The organism is Streptomyces sp. ICN903, from assembly GCF_022015835.1.
In the GTDB taxonomy this organism is placed as follows: domain Bacteria; phylum Actinomycetota; class Actinomycetes; order Streptomycetales; family Streptomycetaceae; genus Streptomyces; species Streptomyces fenghuangensis.
In genome coordinates, this window is the sequence record NZ_JAKMAY010000153.1 from 1 (window position 1) to 13768 (window position 13768).

The 13768-nt window shown below is 73.5% G+C and carries 12 protein-coding genes, 1 tRNA gene and 1 pseudogene; 3 read left to right on the forward strand and 11 right to left on the reverse strand.

Annotated features, from left to right (window positions below; genetic code table 11):
* From L7D48_RS16710 to L7D48_RS16730, 5 genes and pseudogenes are all read right to left on the reverse strand, one after another.
* Positions 1–717, reverse strand: a pseudogene (locus tag L7D48_RS16710) (hypothetical protein); the annotation flags it as partial.
* A 242-nt stretch (positions 718–959) separates the two neighbouring features.
* Positions 960–1166, reverse strand: a complete 207-nt coding sequence (locus L7D48_RS16715) for a hypothetical protein (RefSeq protein WP_237880244.1) — start codon at positions 1164–1166, stop codon at positions 960–962.
* A 123-nt stretch (positions 1167–1289) separates the two neighbouring features.
* Entirely contained in the window at positions 1290–1577 is a 288-nt protein-coding gene (locus tag L7D48_RS16720; RefSeq protein WP_237880245.1) for a DUF6332 family protein, read from the reverse strand.
* A 92-nt stretch (positions 1578–1669) separates the two neighbouring features.
* On the reverse strand, positions 1670–3235 hold the full coding sequence (locus L7D48_RS16725; RefSeq protein WP_237880246.1) for an MFS transporter: 1566 nt from the start codon (positions 3233–3235) through the stop codon (positions 1670–1672).
* A gap of 278 nt (positions 3236–3513) precedes the next feature.
* A tRNA-Thr gene (locus L7D48_RS16730) sits at positions 3514–3586 on the reverse strand.
* Between the two features lie 225 nt (positions 3587–3811).
* Between L7D48_RS16730 and L7D48_RS16735 the strand changes: the two genes are divergently transcribed.
* The 3 genes from L7D48_RS16735 (at position 3812) to L7D48_RS16745 (ending at position 6519) form a co-directional block, all read left to right on the forward strand.
* Positions 3812–4909, forward strand: a complete 1098-nt coding sequence (locus tag L7D48_RS16735; RefSeq protein WP_237880247.1) for an ABC transporter ATP-binding protein — start codon at positions 3812–3814, stop codon at positions 4907–4909.
* 305 nt (positions 4910–5214) lie between these two features.
* On the forward strand, positions 5215–5628 hold the full coding sequence (locus L7D48_RS16740; protein WP_237880248.1) for a hypothetical protein: 414 nt from the start codon (positions 5215–5217) through the stop codon (positions 5626–5628).
* 144 nt (positions 5629–5772) lie between these two features.
* The gene (locus L7D48_RS16745) at positions 5773–6519 is read left to right on the forward strand and encodes a nucleotidyltransferase family protein (protein ID WP_237880249.1); all 747 of its coding nucleotides are present in this window, start codon (positions 5773–5775) and stop codon (positions 6517–6519) included.
* Positions 6520–6658: 139 nt separating this feature from the next.
* On the opposite strand, the gene L7D48_RS16750 is transcribed toward L7D48_RS16745, so the two are convergent.
* From L7D48_RS16750 to L7D48_RS16775, 6 genes are all read right to left on the reverse strand, one after another.
* A complete protein-coding gene (locus L7D48_RS16750; RefSeq protein WP_237880250.1) occupies positions 6659–8464 on the reverse strand; it encodes a DoxX family protein in 1806 nt (601 codons plus the stop codon).
* Between the two features lie 83 nt (positions 8465–8547).
* Entirely contained in the window at positions 8548–9501 is a 954-nt protein-coding gene (gene rlmB, locus L7D48_RS16755) for a 23S rRNA (guanosine(2251)-2'-O)-methyltransferase RlmB (RefSeq protein ID WP_237880251.1), read from the reverse strand.
* A gap of 107 nt (positions 9502–9608) precedes the next feature.
* Complete coding sequence (gene cysS / locus L7D48_RS16760) at positions 9609–11021, reverse strand: cysteine--tRNA ligase (protein WP_237880252.1); 1413 nt, start codon at positions 11019–11021, stop codon at positions 9609–9611.
* A gap of 73 nt (positions 11022–11094) precedes the next feature.
* The gene (gene ispF, locus L7D48_RS16765; RefSeq protein WP_237880253.1) at positions 11095–11598 is read right to left on the reverse strand and encodes a 2-C-methyl-D-erythritol 2,4-cyclodiphosphate synthase; all 504 of its coding nucleotides are present in this window, start codon (positions 11596–11598) and stop codon (positions 11095–11097) included.
* A complete protein-coding gene (gene ispD, locus L7D48_RS16770; RefSeq protein ID WP_237880254.1) occupies positions 11588–12373 on the reverse strand; it encodes a 2-C-methyl-D-erythritol 4-phosphate cytidylyltransferase in 786 nt (261 codons plus the stop codon). Before ispD ends, ispF begins: the two co-directional genes overlap by 11 nt.
* 453 nt (positions 12374–12826) lie before the next feature.
* Positions 12827–13309 (reverse strand): CarD family transcriptional regulator, encoded by a 483-nt coding sequence (locus tag L7D48_RS16775; RefSeq protein WP_093658831.1) that lies wholly within the window; start codon positions 13307–13309, stop codon positions 12827–12829.
* Positions 13310–13768: the final 459 nt, after the last annotated feature.

Below are 13768 nucleotides of genomic sequence, written 5' to 3' on the forward strand. Positions count from 1 at the left end.
GTTCTGCCCACCCGCGCCGCCCGAGCCGCCGTCGTCGCCACCCGGGCCACTCTGTTCGCCCGAGTCGCCGTCCTCGCCCGCTTGGACCGTCTCCCCGCCCGACGCCGGGCACGCCACACCCGTGGCCGAGCAGACCGCGGCCTGGAAGCCGTCCGCGATCCGGCCGCCGACGCCGCCCACCGACAGCGCCACGATGATCGCCACGACGAGCGTCAGCATGCCGACGTACTCGACGGTCGTCTGTCCCCGGTCGCGCCGCCAGGTGATCATGTGCGGAAGTGAGAAGTCCGGCTTCTCCTCCCGTTCCCACGTCGGCAGCCGGAACCAGTCGCGGCTCTCCGCCCGGAAGAGAAGCGACAGGATCAGCGTCGGCAGGAGCAGCTCGGTGAAGCCGTGCCACGATGAGTCACCGATGTTGGCCAGGGCCCCGAGCACCAGCCACACCTGTACGGCGACCAGCCCGGCCCACACCCGGGTGCCGCCGCTCCAGGCACGCCGTACGAGCAGCCAGCCCGCGATCCCGGGCGCGGCACCGTAGAGCACGGTGCCGAGCAGCCGACCGCCCATGGCGTCCACGGCCAGCCCGGAACCGAGCAGGCCGATTCCACCCAGCACGGTCGCCGCGAACAGGACCTGGACCAGTACGCGCGCCGCACCGAGCGCACGCGGCATCGCCTGCCGCCCCGGAAACGGATAGCCGCCCCCGTACGCGGACACACCACCGAACGCAGACACGCTCGCCCCCCGACCGGACTCACCGGCAACCCATGTGACCGGCACTCACTTTAAGTCCGGACGCCGCACGGCGGTACGGGGTTGCAGACCCGAGCCGTGTCCGCCCGCCGACTCCCCTCGTGGGCAGGGCCGCACACGTTCACGGCACCGCCGGCCCTCGCGCCTCCCCCTCCGCCTCCCCTTCCGCTTCCCGGTGCTCCGCGGGCCGGTGGTGGGCAGCCGCCTCAGCAGAGCTCCCGCTCCCGTTCCCCCACTCCCGGATCACGGGCCCTCCGCCGCCCCGACCAGGCCGCGCCTCCCAGGCTCAGCGCCCCGACGCCGGCGATGGCCGCCATGGCCCAGTGGCCCGTACCGCCGCCCGGGCGGAGGGCCAGGGCGACGTTGATCGCGCCCACCACGACCCAGCACAGGGAACCGAGGGCCTGGAACATCCAGCCCTTCTCCGACGGTCCTGGCGGATTCGACGACACGGCATCACCTCCCCGTGTCCGTCTGCCCCTTCGACGGGCGGGAAGTCATGCCGGGCAGTCATGCCCCGCGCCGGGTGCCAGCGGCTACCGGGTACCGCGCGGATCCCCCCGTCCGGTCCCGCCCGTCCGCCCCGTCCGCCGCCGCCGCGAGTCGAAACCCCACAGAACGACGGCCGACCGCCACAGCAGAGCGGTCACGGACAGGACGGTGGCGGTGCCCGCGACGGCCTTCGCGGCGGAGCCCTCCACACCGAACAGCAGGACCGGGCTCATCAGGACCAGCCACACCGCCCCCGCCAGGAGGGCCGCGGAGACGACGGCGTACCCGATCTCCACCGTGACCGCGTCCCGCTCCGCCTGGTCCCGTGTCATCGTCTCGCCCTTTCCCCGTCGTCGGTGTGAGGTCTCCCGGTCTCCGGAAGCACCGAACCTACCGGCCGGAAGCACGGTACGGCACCCGGCCGTCACATCCCCCGGACGTTCCCGGGGGAGGCACGGCGGGTGCGGCGGGGCCACACGAAGAAGACGACCACCGTCGCCAGGAGGGTGAGGACCGCCGTGACGCCCATGGCGTCCGCGACACCGAGCGAGAAGGAGTCCTCGGCCACCCGGACGACCTCGCCCCGGACATCGGGCGGCAGCGTGTCGACCGCCTCCTGGTAGGAGTCGGAGTTCACCAGCGTCTGCCGCACCCGGGTGATCTCCGCGTCGGTCAGCCCCGAGTTCTCGAGCACGCCGGACGCCTCGCGTGCCGTGAGCTCCCGGGCCAGCGTGGTGAGGACGGCGACTCCCAGCGAGCCGCCGAGCATGCTGGACATCTTGAACACGCCTGCGGCCGTCCCCGCCAGATCGGCCGGGACCTCCCCGACGGCGGTGTTGGCCACGGGCGTGCTCACCAGGCCCAGTCCGAGCCCGACGACGAAGAGCCCGGCGGCGATCACCGCGATCGGGGTGCCGGTGTCGAGGAAGGCGAGGGCGACCAGACCGGCGCTCGCCACCGCCAAACCGGCCGTAGCCGGCGGCCTTCCGCCCCGCCGGGTGTCGAGGGCGCCCCCGGCCGGGATGCCCAGGAAGACCCCGGCCGTCGCCGGGATCATCAGCGATCCGGCTTCCACTGCGCTGTAGCCGCGCACGTTCTGCAGCCACAGCACCAGCAGGAAGCTGAGGCCGGCGTAGGCGAGGTTCATCGTCAGGTTGGCCGTCAGCGCCCCGTTGTAGGTGCGGATCCCGAACAGCCGCAGGTCCACCAGAGGCAGGCGTACGCGGCGCTCGATCAGGTACCACGCGACCGCGAACGCGACGGCCGCGGCGAGCAGCACCACGATGCGGGGATCCGCCCAGCCCAAGCTCGGCCCCTCGGTGAGCGCGTACAGCAGCGCGAAGACCGCCAGGCCGATGGTGGCCAGGCCCGGCCAGTCGATGTGGCCCGAGGCGTCGGGAGCGCGCGATTCCAAGGTGGTGAGCCGTACGACGACGAGGGTGACGACGGCCAGCGGCAGATTGAGCCAGAACAGCCACCGCCAGCCCAGCCCGTCGGTGACGAAACCGCTGATCGCGGGCCCGGCGGACAGCCCTCCCCAGGCCACCGCCTGCCAGACCCCGAACGCCGCGGTCCGCGCCCGTCCCGAGAACTCGGGCGGGATGAGGGCGAGTGAGGCCGGGAGGATCAGCGCGGCGCCGATGCCCATGAGCCCGCGGCCGAGGATCAGCCACTCGACGTCCGGCGCGAGCGCGGCGACCACGGAGAACACGGCCAGCAGCACGGTGCCGATCTGGAGCATCAGCCGGCGCCCGAAGAGGTCGCCGAACTTCCCGGCGGCGATCACGAGCGCGCCGGTGACGAGGCTGAAGGCGTTGTTCGCCCACTGGAGCATCGAGAAGTTGCTGTCGAACTCGTCGGCGATCTCCGGGATCGCCACCCCCAGGTCGGAGAAGGCGAGCCAGACGATCCCCGCGGTGCCGCAGATACCGATCAGCGAGAGCCATCTGTGCGGCGGGGGCGCGGTCTGCTCCGGGAGTGGTTCGGTCATGGTGGCGCTCCGGACTCCGGCCGTGTGCGGAAAAGCCGGGGCGCTCGCTCCCCGGCGGGTCGGCCGATCACCGCGAACATCCCTTTCCGCCTGTTTCGCGCCGCCCGGTCCCGGAGGGTAGCCCGGCCGGAGGCCGCCGCCCCGCCCGCCGCGCCGGGGCTCACCCGCAACGGGGCCCGCCCGCAGCACCCGACGCACGCACGCCGGAGACGGGAGACCTGAGACCGAAGACCCCGGACCGGTCACGGTCCGGGGTCTTCGTCCCTGTTCGGGCTGTGAGCCGCCTGTCGGGTTCGAACCGACGACCTTCGCTTTACAAGAGCGGCGCTCTACCAGCTGAGCTAAGGCGGCGTGTGCGGTGGCGCCGCGGGCCGGCGGGGCCTCGGCACGTACGCAGTGTGCAGTGTACCCATTTCCCGGCGCCGGGCCGGAGCCCTTTCGTGACCGCTGAAGTACTGACAAGACAACCCCCGGCGGGTTACCGTCGGCCCACGTTCACACAGGTTCACACATGTGGAACGCGACCTTTACTCGGATCGTCCGGCACGTTCCTGCCGGTGAAGGAGACAACCGACCATGGCCTCGGTCACGTACGACAACGCAACCCGGATCTACCCGGGCAGCGACAAGCCCGCCGTCGACAAGCTGAACATCGAGATCGAGGACGGCGAGTTCCTCGTCCTCGTCGGCCCCTCCGGCTGCGGCAAGTCCACCTCCCTGCGCATGCTCGCGGGCCTGGAGGACGTCAACGGCGGCGCCATCCGCATCGGTGACCGGGACGTCACCCACCTTCCGCCGAAGGACCGGGACATCGCCATGGTGTTCCAGAACTACGCGCTCTACCCGCACATGACCGTCGCCCAGAACATGGGCTTCGCACTGAAGATCGCGGGCGTGCCGAAGGACCAGATCCGCGCCAAGGTCGAGGACGCCGCGAAGATCCTGGACCTGGAGCCCTACCTGGACCGCAAGCCCAAGGCGCTCTCGGGTGGTCAGCGGCAGCGTGTGGCGATGGGCCGCGCGATCGTCCGCGAGCCGCAGGTGTTCCTCATGGACGAGCCGCTGTCGAACCTCGACGCCAAGCTCCGCGTCCAGACCCGCACCCAGATCGCCGGCCTCCAGCGCCGGCTGGGCATCACCACGGTCTACGTCACCCACGACCAGACCGAGGCCATGACCATGGGCGACCGGGTGGCGGTGCTCAAGGACGGTCTGCTGCAGCAGATCGACTCGCCGCGCCACATGTACGACAAGCCGGCCAACCTCTTCGTCGCGGGCTTCATCGGCTCCCCGGCGATGAACCTGGTCGAGGTGCCGATCGCCGACGGCGGCGTGAAGTTCGGCAACACCATCGTGCCGGTCGAGCGCGACGCCGTCACCGAGGCCGCCAACAAGGGCGACAAGACCGTCACGGTCGGCATCCGCCCCGAGCACCTGGACATCGCGGGCGAGGGCAGCGACGCCGGTCTGGCCGTCACCGTCAACGTCGTCGAGGAGCTGGGCGCCGACGGTTACGTCTACGGCACCGCCCAGGTCGGCGGCGAGGCGAAGGACCTGGTGGTCCGCGTCGGCGGCCGCGAGGTCCCGGAGAAGGGCGCGACGATCCACGTGGTGCCGCGCGCCGGCGAGACCCACGTGTTCGCCACCTCCACCGGTGAGCGCCTGAGCGACTGACCGCCTGGCCGTCCGAGCGGCCGGCCGCGTCCTCCACACGGCCGACACGGGGCCCGTACGTCCGCGCGCAGCGGACCGTACGGGCCCCTCGGCCGTCCCCGGCCGTCCCCCGGTCGTCCCCGGTGGAATCACGGGTCCTCCCGCCCGGGGTCCGCGTCAACACGGGGACATCTCCGCACCTGGGACTACGGGCTTCTCCGTCACCCGTGAGGGTGACCGAATGTCGCCAAATCACCACTCCTCGCTACCATCGCAGACGCCCCGGAACGGGCCCCGATACCGTCCTTCGCGAGGAAGACTCCACAGTGAATCAGGCAGCGCGCCGCATCGGCCGATCTCTCGCCCTCGTCCTCCCGGTCGTCCTGGTCCTGTCCGGGACCCTCGCCGTCACCGCCGTTCCCTGGGCGCCGCGGTCGGGGACGCAGATGCTGACCGCCTCCGCCGAGCAGGCGGCCGCCCCCGGCGACAGGCCCCGCGCCCCGCACGAGGTGGTGCGCGACCGGCTCGTCGCCGAGCTCCAGCGGGAGGATCCGGGCGTCGCCCTGACGGGCCTGCAGAAGGAGATCGCCCGCCGGCCGTCGCTGGCCCGGCACTGCACCTCCATCGCCCGCGCGCTGGGCCGGGCCGCGGTCGAGAAGTACGGCCCCGCGCGCGCCCACGCCTACTCCCGGCCGGTGTGCGACACCTCCTTCGCAGCGGGCGTCGCCGACGCCCGCTGACCGGCGCGGCCCCCGTTCGCGCGGGGGCCGTTCCGCCGTGCACCCCGCTTCTCCGGCGTTCCTCGCACCCCCGGCTTCCGCGCGTGACCGCGCGGGACGACAGGTGCCGGAGGGGCGCGGGGAGGGTGCGCATATCGTCACCGCATGACACTCGACGACCAGCTAGCGCACACGTATCCGACCCAGGCCGTGGTCCTGGCCGGCGGCCAGGGATCGCGGCTGCGTCCGTATACGGACGACCGCCCCAAGCCGATGGTCGAGATCCCCGGCACGGGCACCCCCATCATCGGCCACCAGCTCGCCTGGCTGGCCGCCGAGGGCGTCACCGACGCCGTGGTCTCCTGCGGTCATCTCGCCGAGGTGCTCCAGGAGTGGCTGGACGGCGCCGAACTGCCGCTGCGGGTGTCGACGGTCGTCGAGACCGAGCCCCTCGGCCGCGGCGGCGGCCTGAAGTACGCCGCCGCCTCCCTCCCCCGCCCCGGCGAGCCGTGGTACGCCACCAACGGGGACATCTGGACGCGTTTCCCGCTGCGGGAGATGGCGGAGTTCCACGCCGAGCGCGACGCGACCGCGACTCTCGCACTGGCCCGCCCGCGCATTCCCTGGGGCGCCGTGGAGACCGACGAGTTCGGCCACGTCCTGGACTTCATCGAGGCCCCGCCCTCGCCGTATCTGATCAACGCGGGCGTCTACGTCTTCTCCGCGTCCTTCACCGCGCTGCTGCCCGACCGCGGTGACCACGAGCGGACCACCTTCCCCCGGCTGGCGCGCGAACGCGCCCTGGCGGGCTTCCAGATCCCGCAGGGCGCGTACTGGCGGGCCATCGACACCGCCAAGGACCTCAGCGAGGCCGCCCGGGAGCTCGCGGGCCACGGCCGTTCCCACCGGTAGTCCGGTCCGGGCACAGCCCGGTGTGGCCCGGTGTGGCCCGGTGTACGGCGCCGGGGTCGCGGCCGCGGCCCGCGTGCGGGTGGTGTGCGGATCGCGCCCGGCGGGACACCACCGGGCGGTCCCGCCGGGCGCGATCCGCTCAGCCCAGCAGGCCGCCCAGCGCACCGCCGCCGCTGCCGCCGCCGCCGCCGTCGCCGGAGCCGTCTCCGCCGTCCTCCGCGTCGCCGTCGTCCTCGCCGCCGCCCGTACCGCCCGCGTCGCCGGTGTCCCCGCCGCCCGGGCCTCCGGGGCCGGTCGGGGTGCCCGGCTCGGGCGCGGGCGGGGCGGCGGGCTGCCGCGGCGCCTCCACCGTCTGCCCCTGGCTCGGCGTGCCCGGCCGCTCCCCGGTGCCGGTGCTGCCCGCGCTCGGGGTGGCGTCCCCGGCGCCGGAGGTGGACGGGCTCGGCGACGAGCCGTCCTCCGCCTCCGGAACCCCGGCTCCCGTGCCCGAGGTGGACGGGCTCGGACCGCCGGTGGACCGCTGCGGCAGCGGCGAGCCCGGCTGGTTGTTCGTCAGCGGCTCGCCCGGCCGCGGCACGGTGGCCAGCTGCGCCGAGCGCACCGCGCTGCCCAGCACCGAGCCGACCAGCAGCGTCAGGCCGAGCACCACCGCGGCGACGGCCGTGCCGCGCCGCAGTACGCGCCGGCGCAGCTCCCACACCTCCACGCGCGGGCCCAGCCGCCGCCAGGCCTCGCCCGCCAGGCGCGCGTCCAGCGAGTAGTACGGCGCCCCCGCGATGACCAGCGGGCTCCAGGCGGCCAGGTAGATGAAGTCCGGGGCGTCGTACACCGGGACCGTGCGCCAGCTCACCGTCAGGATCAGGGCCGCCGACAGCAGCGCGCCCAGGCCCGCGGCGGCCCGCTGCCACAGCCCCATGAAGGTCAGCACACCGATGATGATCTGGAGGAAGGCCACGGTGAGCCCGGCGCCGACGGGGTGGGCGACCGCGAAGTCGCGCAGCGGGGCGGCGACGGCCCACGGCTGGAGGGAGCCGAGCCAGGCCACCAGGGAGCCGCGCTCGTCGCCGTCGAAGTAGACCGGGTCGCAGAGCTTGCCCATCCCGGCGTAGACGGAGACGAAGCCGAGGAGGATCCGCAGGGGCAGCAGCACGACGCCGAGGTTGATGCGGCGGTCGGGGTAGAAGCCGTGCCGGGCGCGGCGGGCCCCCTCGCGCGTGCTCTCCTCCCCGTAGCCGTCGTAGCCGTCGTAGTCGTCGGGGCCGTCGTGGCCCTCCGGCTCGTCGTAGGCGGCGTAGCCGTCGTGGCCGTCCTCGTACCTGTCGTCGCGGCCGTCGCCGTACCCGCCGTCCCGGTCGTGAGCGTCGGGCTCGTACGGCTCGAAGGGGCGGATGGGGGCGCCCGGCGCGCCGTACGCGCCCCCGGCCGGGCGGACACCCGCCGACAGCGGGCGCTCGGGCGGCTGGGGCGCGCGGGGGGCGATGATCGTGGGACCGCGGTCGCCGAGGGTGTCGTCGAGGGCGGGGATCACCGTGGTGCGCGGCCCGCCGTCCGGGCCCGGCGCGGGACGCGGCACCACGCGCGGCAGCACCTGTGTGGCGGCATTGCCCGTCTCCTCCCCGCCGTTCCCGTCCATCGCGGCGCTCGCGCGGCGCACCGCCTGGAGCAGCCGGGTGGCCCGTACGTCGCCGGGCTCCGTACGGCCGCTCCACACCACGGGCGCGGCGCGCCGCCCGGGGGCCGGGCGGCGGACCGGGACGGCGCCGCGCACCGCCGGCGGCACGGCGGCCCCGGTCAGCACGCGGCCGCGGGGCGGCGGCGAGGCGAGCCGCACCCGGAAGCTGGCGTGGTTGACGACGACCTCGGCCGGGTCGCTGGGCACCTTGACCGTGCTCAGCACCGGCTCGTCGTCGAAGAAACCGCGGGGTGTTCTGGTGTCCACACTCATCTAACCGAGTGACGGACGCATAGGACACTGCCTTGACGGCCCCGATCTGTCGGGGGTCCGTCAAAGCTCGGGCGGAGGCGGGGTCACCCCCGTCGGCGGCGGGCGGCCTCGTAGAGGGCGACGCCCGCGGCGACACCGGCGTTGAGGGACTCGGCGCCGCCCGGCATCGGGATGCGTACCCGCATGTCGCAGGTCTCGCCGACCAGCCGGGACAGGCCCTTGCCCTCGCTGCCGACCACGATCACCAGCGGGCCGTCCAGTGCGGCCACGTCCTGGATCTCGGCCTCGCCGTCGGCGGCCAGGCCGACCACGAACAGACCCTCCTTCTGGTACGCCTCCAGGGCGCGGGTGAGGTTGGTGGCCCGCGCGACCGGGGTGCGGGCGGCGGTGCCGGCCGACGTCTTCCAGGCGCCCGCGGTCATGCCGGCCGCACGGCGCTCGGGGACGACCACGCCGTGGCCGCCGAAGGCTGCGACGGAGCGGACCACCGCGCCCAGGTTGCGCGGGTCGGTGACGCCGTCGAGCGCGACGATCAGCGGGTCCTCGCCGTCGTCGTACGCGGCCGCGGACAGGTCCTCGGGGTGGGCGTACTCGTACGGCGGGATCTGGAGGACCAGGCCCTGGTGGTTGAGGCCGTTGGTCATCCGGTCCAGCTCGGGGCGCGGGGCCTCCATCAGGTGGATTCCGCCGCGGTCGGCGGCGAGCTTGAGGGCCTCGCGCACGCGCTCGTCGTTGTCGATGAACTGCTGCACGTACAGCGTGCTCGCGGGCACGCCCTCGCGCAGCGCCTCGACCACCGGGTTGCGGCCGACGACCAGTTCGGAGGTGCCCTTGCCGCCGCGCCGGGCCGCGGGGCGGCGGGCGGACTGGCGGGCCTTGGCGTTGGCGATGCGGTTCTTGACGTGGCCCTTGCGCATCTCGGCGGGCGGCGTGGGGCCCTTGCCCTCAAGGCCGCGGCGCCGCTTGCCGCCACTGCCGACCTGCGCGCCCTTCTTGTTGGACGTGCGGCGGTTGGGGCGCTGGCTGTTCCCGGCCATCGGGATCACTCATCTCTTCTTGCTGCTCGGTGGAGCTCGGTAGAACTCGGTGGAACGGGTGGTCGGTTGGGTTCGGTGCGGTGGGGCACGCTCCGGGGCGCGCGGGCTCAGCGGGTGCCGCGCGAGCCCAGTTCCCAGCGCGGTCCGGACGGGGTGTCCTCGATGACCAGGCCGGAGCGCTGGAGCTGGTCGCGGATGGCGTCGGCGGTCGCGTAGTCCTTGCGGGCCCGCGCCGCCTGACGCTGCTCCAGGACCAGCCCGACCAGGGCGTCCACGACTTCGGCCAGTTCCTCGCCGCGCCCGGCGGAGTCGCCCCCGGCCCAGTGCGCGTCGAGCGGGTCGAGGCCGAGCACGCCCAGCATCGCCCGTACGCCGGCCAGCGCGCCGGCCACCGCGTCCTTGTCGTTCTCCGCCAGGGCCGCGTTGCCCTGACGGACGGTGGTGTGGACGACGGCGAGCGCCTGCGGGACGCCGAAGTCGTCGTCCATGGCCGCCGCGAACTCCTCGGGCACCTCGGCGGCCGGCTCCACGGACCCGGCCAGTTCCACGGCCCGCTGGACGAAGCCCTCGATCCGGCCGAAGGCGGCCTCGGCCTCGCGCAGGGCGTCCTCGCTGTACTCGATCATCGAGCGGTAGTGCGGGGTGCCCAGGTAGTAGCGGAGCACGATGGGCCGCCACTGCCGGACCATCTCGGAGACCAGCACCGAGTTGCCCAGCGACTTGCTCATCTTCTCGCCGCTCATCGTCACCCAGGCGTTGTGCAGCCAGTAGGCGGCGAAGTCGTCGCCGTACGCCTTGGACTGGGCGATCTCGTTCTCGTGGTGCGGGAAGACGAGGTCGACGCCGCCGCCGTGGATGTCGAAGGCGCGGCCCAGGTACTTGTGGGCCATCGCCGAGCACTCCAGGTGCCAGCCGGGGCGGCCGGGGCCCCAGGGGGTCTCCCAGCTCGGCTCGCCGGGCCTGGCGGCCTTCCACATCGCGAAGTCGCGGGGGTCGCGCTTGCCGGTCTCGCCCTCGCCCGACGGCTGGCGCAGGTCGTCCAGGTCCTGGTTGGACAGGGAGAGGTAGCCGGGGAAGGAGCGCACGTCGAAGTAGACGTTGCCGTCGGCGGCGTAGGCGTGGCCGCGGTCGATGAGCTCGCGCATCATCTCGATCATCTCGGGGACGTGGCCGGTGGCGCGCGGCTCGTAGGTGGGCGGCAGGCAGCCCAGCGCGGTGTAGGCGTCGTCGAAGGCGCGCTCGTTGGCGTAGCCGATCGCCCACCAGGGGCGGCCCTGCTCCGCGGACTTGGTGATGATCTTGTCGTCGATGTCCGTGACGTTGCGGACGAACGTCACGTCGTAGCCGCGGTGGGCGAACCAGCGGCGCATGATGTCGAAGTTCAGTCCCGACCGGATGTGCCCGATGTGCGGGGCCGCCTGCACGGTCGCGCCGCACAGGTAGATCGAGACGCGGCCCGGTGCGAGCGGGGTGAAGTCACGGATCTGCCGGGCGCTGGTGTCGTACAGGCGAAGAGTCACGGGTCAAGGGTAGTCGGAAACGCAAGAGGGGCGGTGCGGATCGGGCAGGAACCGGTCGCGGACCGGGCACGGGTCAGGCGCGGCGCACGACCAGTGCCGTGGCGATGGCCGCCAGTCCCTCGGCGCGGCCGGTCAGCCCCAGGCCGTCGGTGGTGGTGCCGGAGACGGACACGGGCGCGCCGGCCGCCTCCGAGAGCGCCTTCTGCGCCTCCGCGCGGCGCTTGCCGATCTTGGGCCGTACGCCGATCACCTGGATCGCCACGTTGCCGATCTCGAAGCCCTCGGCGCGGACGATCCGGGCGGCCTCCGCGAGCAGCACGGTGCCCGCGGCGCCGGACCACTCGGGGCGGCCGGTGCCGAAGTGGGCGCCCAGGTCGCCGAGTCCGGCCGCCGAGAAGAGGGCGTCGCAGGCGGCGTGCGCGGCGACGTCGCCGTCGGAGTGCCCGGCCAGACCGTGTGTCTCCCCCTCCCACAGCAGGCCGGCGCACCACAGTTCGCGGCCCTCCTCGAAGGCGTGCACGTCCGTGCCGACGCCGACCAGCGGCAGGGCGGGGGAAGGGGCGGGCTCAGAAGCCATCGGTGACCCTCCTGCGGGCGAGTACGGCCTCGGCGAGCACGAGGTCCAGGGGACGGGTGACCTTGAAGGCCTCCTCGTGGCCGGGCACCAGCACCACGGGCACGCCCAGCCGCTCGACCAGCCCGGCGTCGTCGGTGGCGCCCTCGCCCTCGCGCGGGGCGTCCGCGTGCGCCTTGGCGAGGGTGGTGCGGTCGAAGCCCTGGGGTGTCTGCACGGCGCGCAGCAGGGACCGCTCGGGGGTGGCCGCGACCGGCTCGGGCTCCCCGGCGGGAGTGCCGGGCTCGATCTGCTTGACGGTGTCGGCCACGGGCAGCGCGGGGACGACCGCCGGCGCCCCGGCCCGTACCGCGGCGACCACGGCCTCCACCGTCTCCACCGGGACCAGCGGGCGGGCGGCGTCGTGGACGAGGACGGTGTCGACGTCGCCGGGCAGCGCCGCCAGCCCCCGGGCGACCGACTCCTGCCGGGTGCCGCCGCCGGTGACGACGATCACCTCGGTGTCGCCGGCGGACTGGGGCAGGGGGTGCTCGTCCAGGAGCGTGCGGACGGCCGCGGCGCCGTCGGGCGGCGCCACGACGACCACGAGCGAGACCGTACGGGCGCGGGCGACCGCGCGGACGGCGTGGACGAGCATCGGGGTGCCGCCGAGCGGCCGCAGCGCCTTGGGGGCGCCGCGGCCGAGCCGTACGCCGCGGCCCGCGGCGGGGATGACCGCAGCGGTGCGCGGGGACGGCGTGCCGCCGGCCGCTTCTGCGTACCTGGTTTCGTCTGGCATTGGTCGCCCGTTCAGGTTTGTCTCCTCGGCGGAGGTGGGTATGGCACTCAGCGTGCCGGGTGCGAAGCCCCGACCGGACCCTTCCGTGACGACCGGTCGAGCAGCCGCCCGGGCCCGGTGCTCTCGGCACCGGGCAGTCCGGCACCGAGTATCGCGGGCGGCCCGTACGACCCGTACAACCGCATCCCGGCAGCCTCGCGCACCGGGGGACCTGGCGGATCCCCGTGTGCGTTCTCCCGGCGTGCCACCACGCTCCGACATGCCGCAGCGCCCGGTGACGGCTCGCACCGTCACCCGGGCACCTCGGCGATCTCCGCATCCATCACGTCCGCCGACCGGTCACAGGCCGGCGCCGCGCAGTGCGTCGTTGTCGTGTCCCGCCGACGGATGGCGGCGGGCGGCGGGCGTCCGCCGCAGGGGCCGCCGGCTCGCTCGGGGCCGGCGCCGTCCGGGTCAGGACGCCAGGACCTCGTCCAGCAGCGTCTCGGCCTTGTCCTCGTTGGTGTTCTCCGCGAGAGCCAGCTCGCTCACCAGGATCTGGCGGGCCTTGGCGAGCATCCGCTTCTCACCGGCGGAGAGTCCGCGCTCGCGCTCCCGGCGCCACAGGTCGCGCACGACCTCGGCGACTTTGATGACATCGCCGGAGGCGAGCTTCTCCAGATTCGCCTTGTACCGGCGGGACCAGTTGGTCGGCTCCTCGGCGTAGGGCGCGCGGAGCACCTCGAAGACCCGGTCGAGGCCGTCCTGGCCGACCACGTCACGCACGCCGACGAGCTCCGCGTTTTCCGCCGGGACGCGCACCTCCAGGTCGCCCTGGGCAACCTTCAGAACCAAGTAGGTCTTGTCCACGCCTTTGATCTGGCGAGTTTCGATAGCCTCGATCAGCGCGGCCCCGTGATGGGGATAGACCACGGTGTCGCCAACCTTGAACGTCATGTGACAGGTACCCCTTCCGTGGCTATCCAGGGTAACACGGGAACGCTCTCTTCTGAATGGCGTTTTCGCAGGTCAGGGCATATCTCGGGGCTTGACAACAACGCCCGGATCGTGCTGCGCGGCCCCCCGGAGGGCAGGAATCCGCAGGTCGGAGGGGGTCTGAACGGGGCGGGAATCGCACACGGAAGCGCCCTTCCGAGCTTGACCGAAACACCTGTACGTCCGTTTTGTCGGTATCGTTGATCCGGTCGAACGACCGGAAGCGAATTGATCAGCGCACGGGCGAACGGCCCGGGGGATGTTTTCCGGCGAACTTCCCCGCCTCCTTCACCGGCACTTCCCCGGAATGCTCGTAATCGTTCGTACGGACGTGCAGTCGATATTCCGCGGAAGGCGCCCGCCGGCCTCAGCCCCTCTCCCCGGCCTCGCGCGCAAACCCCGCACGCCGCCCCCGCGCCC

Excerpts from the sequence above, each read along its gene's own strand:
- rlmB (WP_237880251.1), bottom strand. The coding sequence starts at position 9,501 with ATGGCCGGGAACAGCCAGCGCCCCAACCGCCGCACGTCCAACAAGAAG.
- ispD (WP_237880254.1), bottom strand. The coding sequence starts at position 12,373 with ATGCCAGACGAAACCAGGTACGCAGAAGCGGCCGGCGGCACGCCGTCC.
- L7D48_RS16750 (WP_237880250.1), bottom strand. The coding sequence starts at position 8,464 with ATGAGTGTGGACACCAGAACACCCCGCGGTTTCTTCGACGACGAGCCG.
- L7D48_RS16745 (WP_237880249.1), top strand. The coding sequence starts at position 5,773 with ATGACACTCGACGACCAGCTAGCGCACACGTATCCGACCCAGGCCGTG.
- L7D48_RS16720 (WP_237880245.1), bottom strand. The coding sequence starts at position 1,577 with ATGACACGGGACCAGGCGGAGCGGGACGCGGTCACGGTGGAGATCGGG.
- L7D48_RS16715 (WP_237880244.1), bottom strand. The coding sequence starts at position 1,166 with ATGTTCCAGGCCCTCGGTTCCCTGTGCTGGGTCGTGGTGGGCGCGATC.
- L7D48_RS16775 (WP_093658831.1), bottom strand. The coding sequence starts at position 13,309 with ATGACGTTCAAGGTTGGCGACACCGTGGTCTATCCCCATCACGGGGCC.
- ispF (WP_237880253.1), bottom strand. The coding sequence starts at position 11,598 with ATGGCTTCTGAGCCCGCCCCTTCCCCCGCCCTGCCGCTGGTCGGCGTC.
- L7D48_RS16725 (WP_237880246.1), bottom strand. The coding sequence starts at position 3,235 with ATGACCGAACCACTCCCGGAGCAGACCGCGCCCCCGCCGCACAGATGG.
- L7D48_RS16735 (WP_237880247.1), top strand. The coding sequence starts at position 3,812 with ATGGCCTCGGTCACGTACGACAACGCAACCCGGATCTACCCGGGCAGC.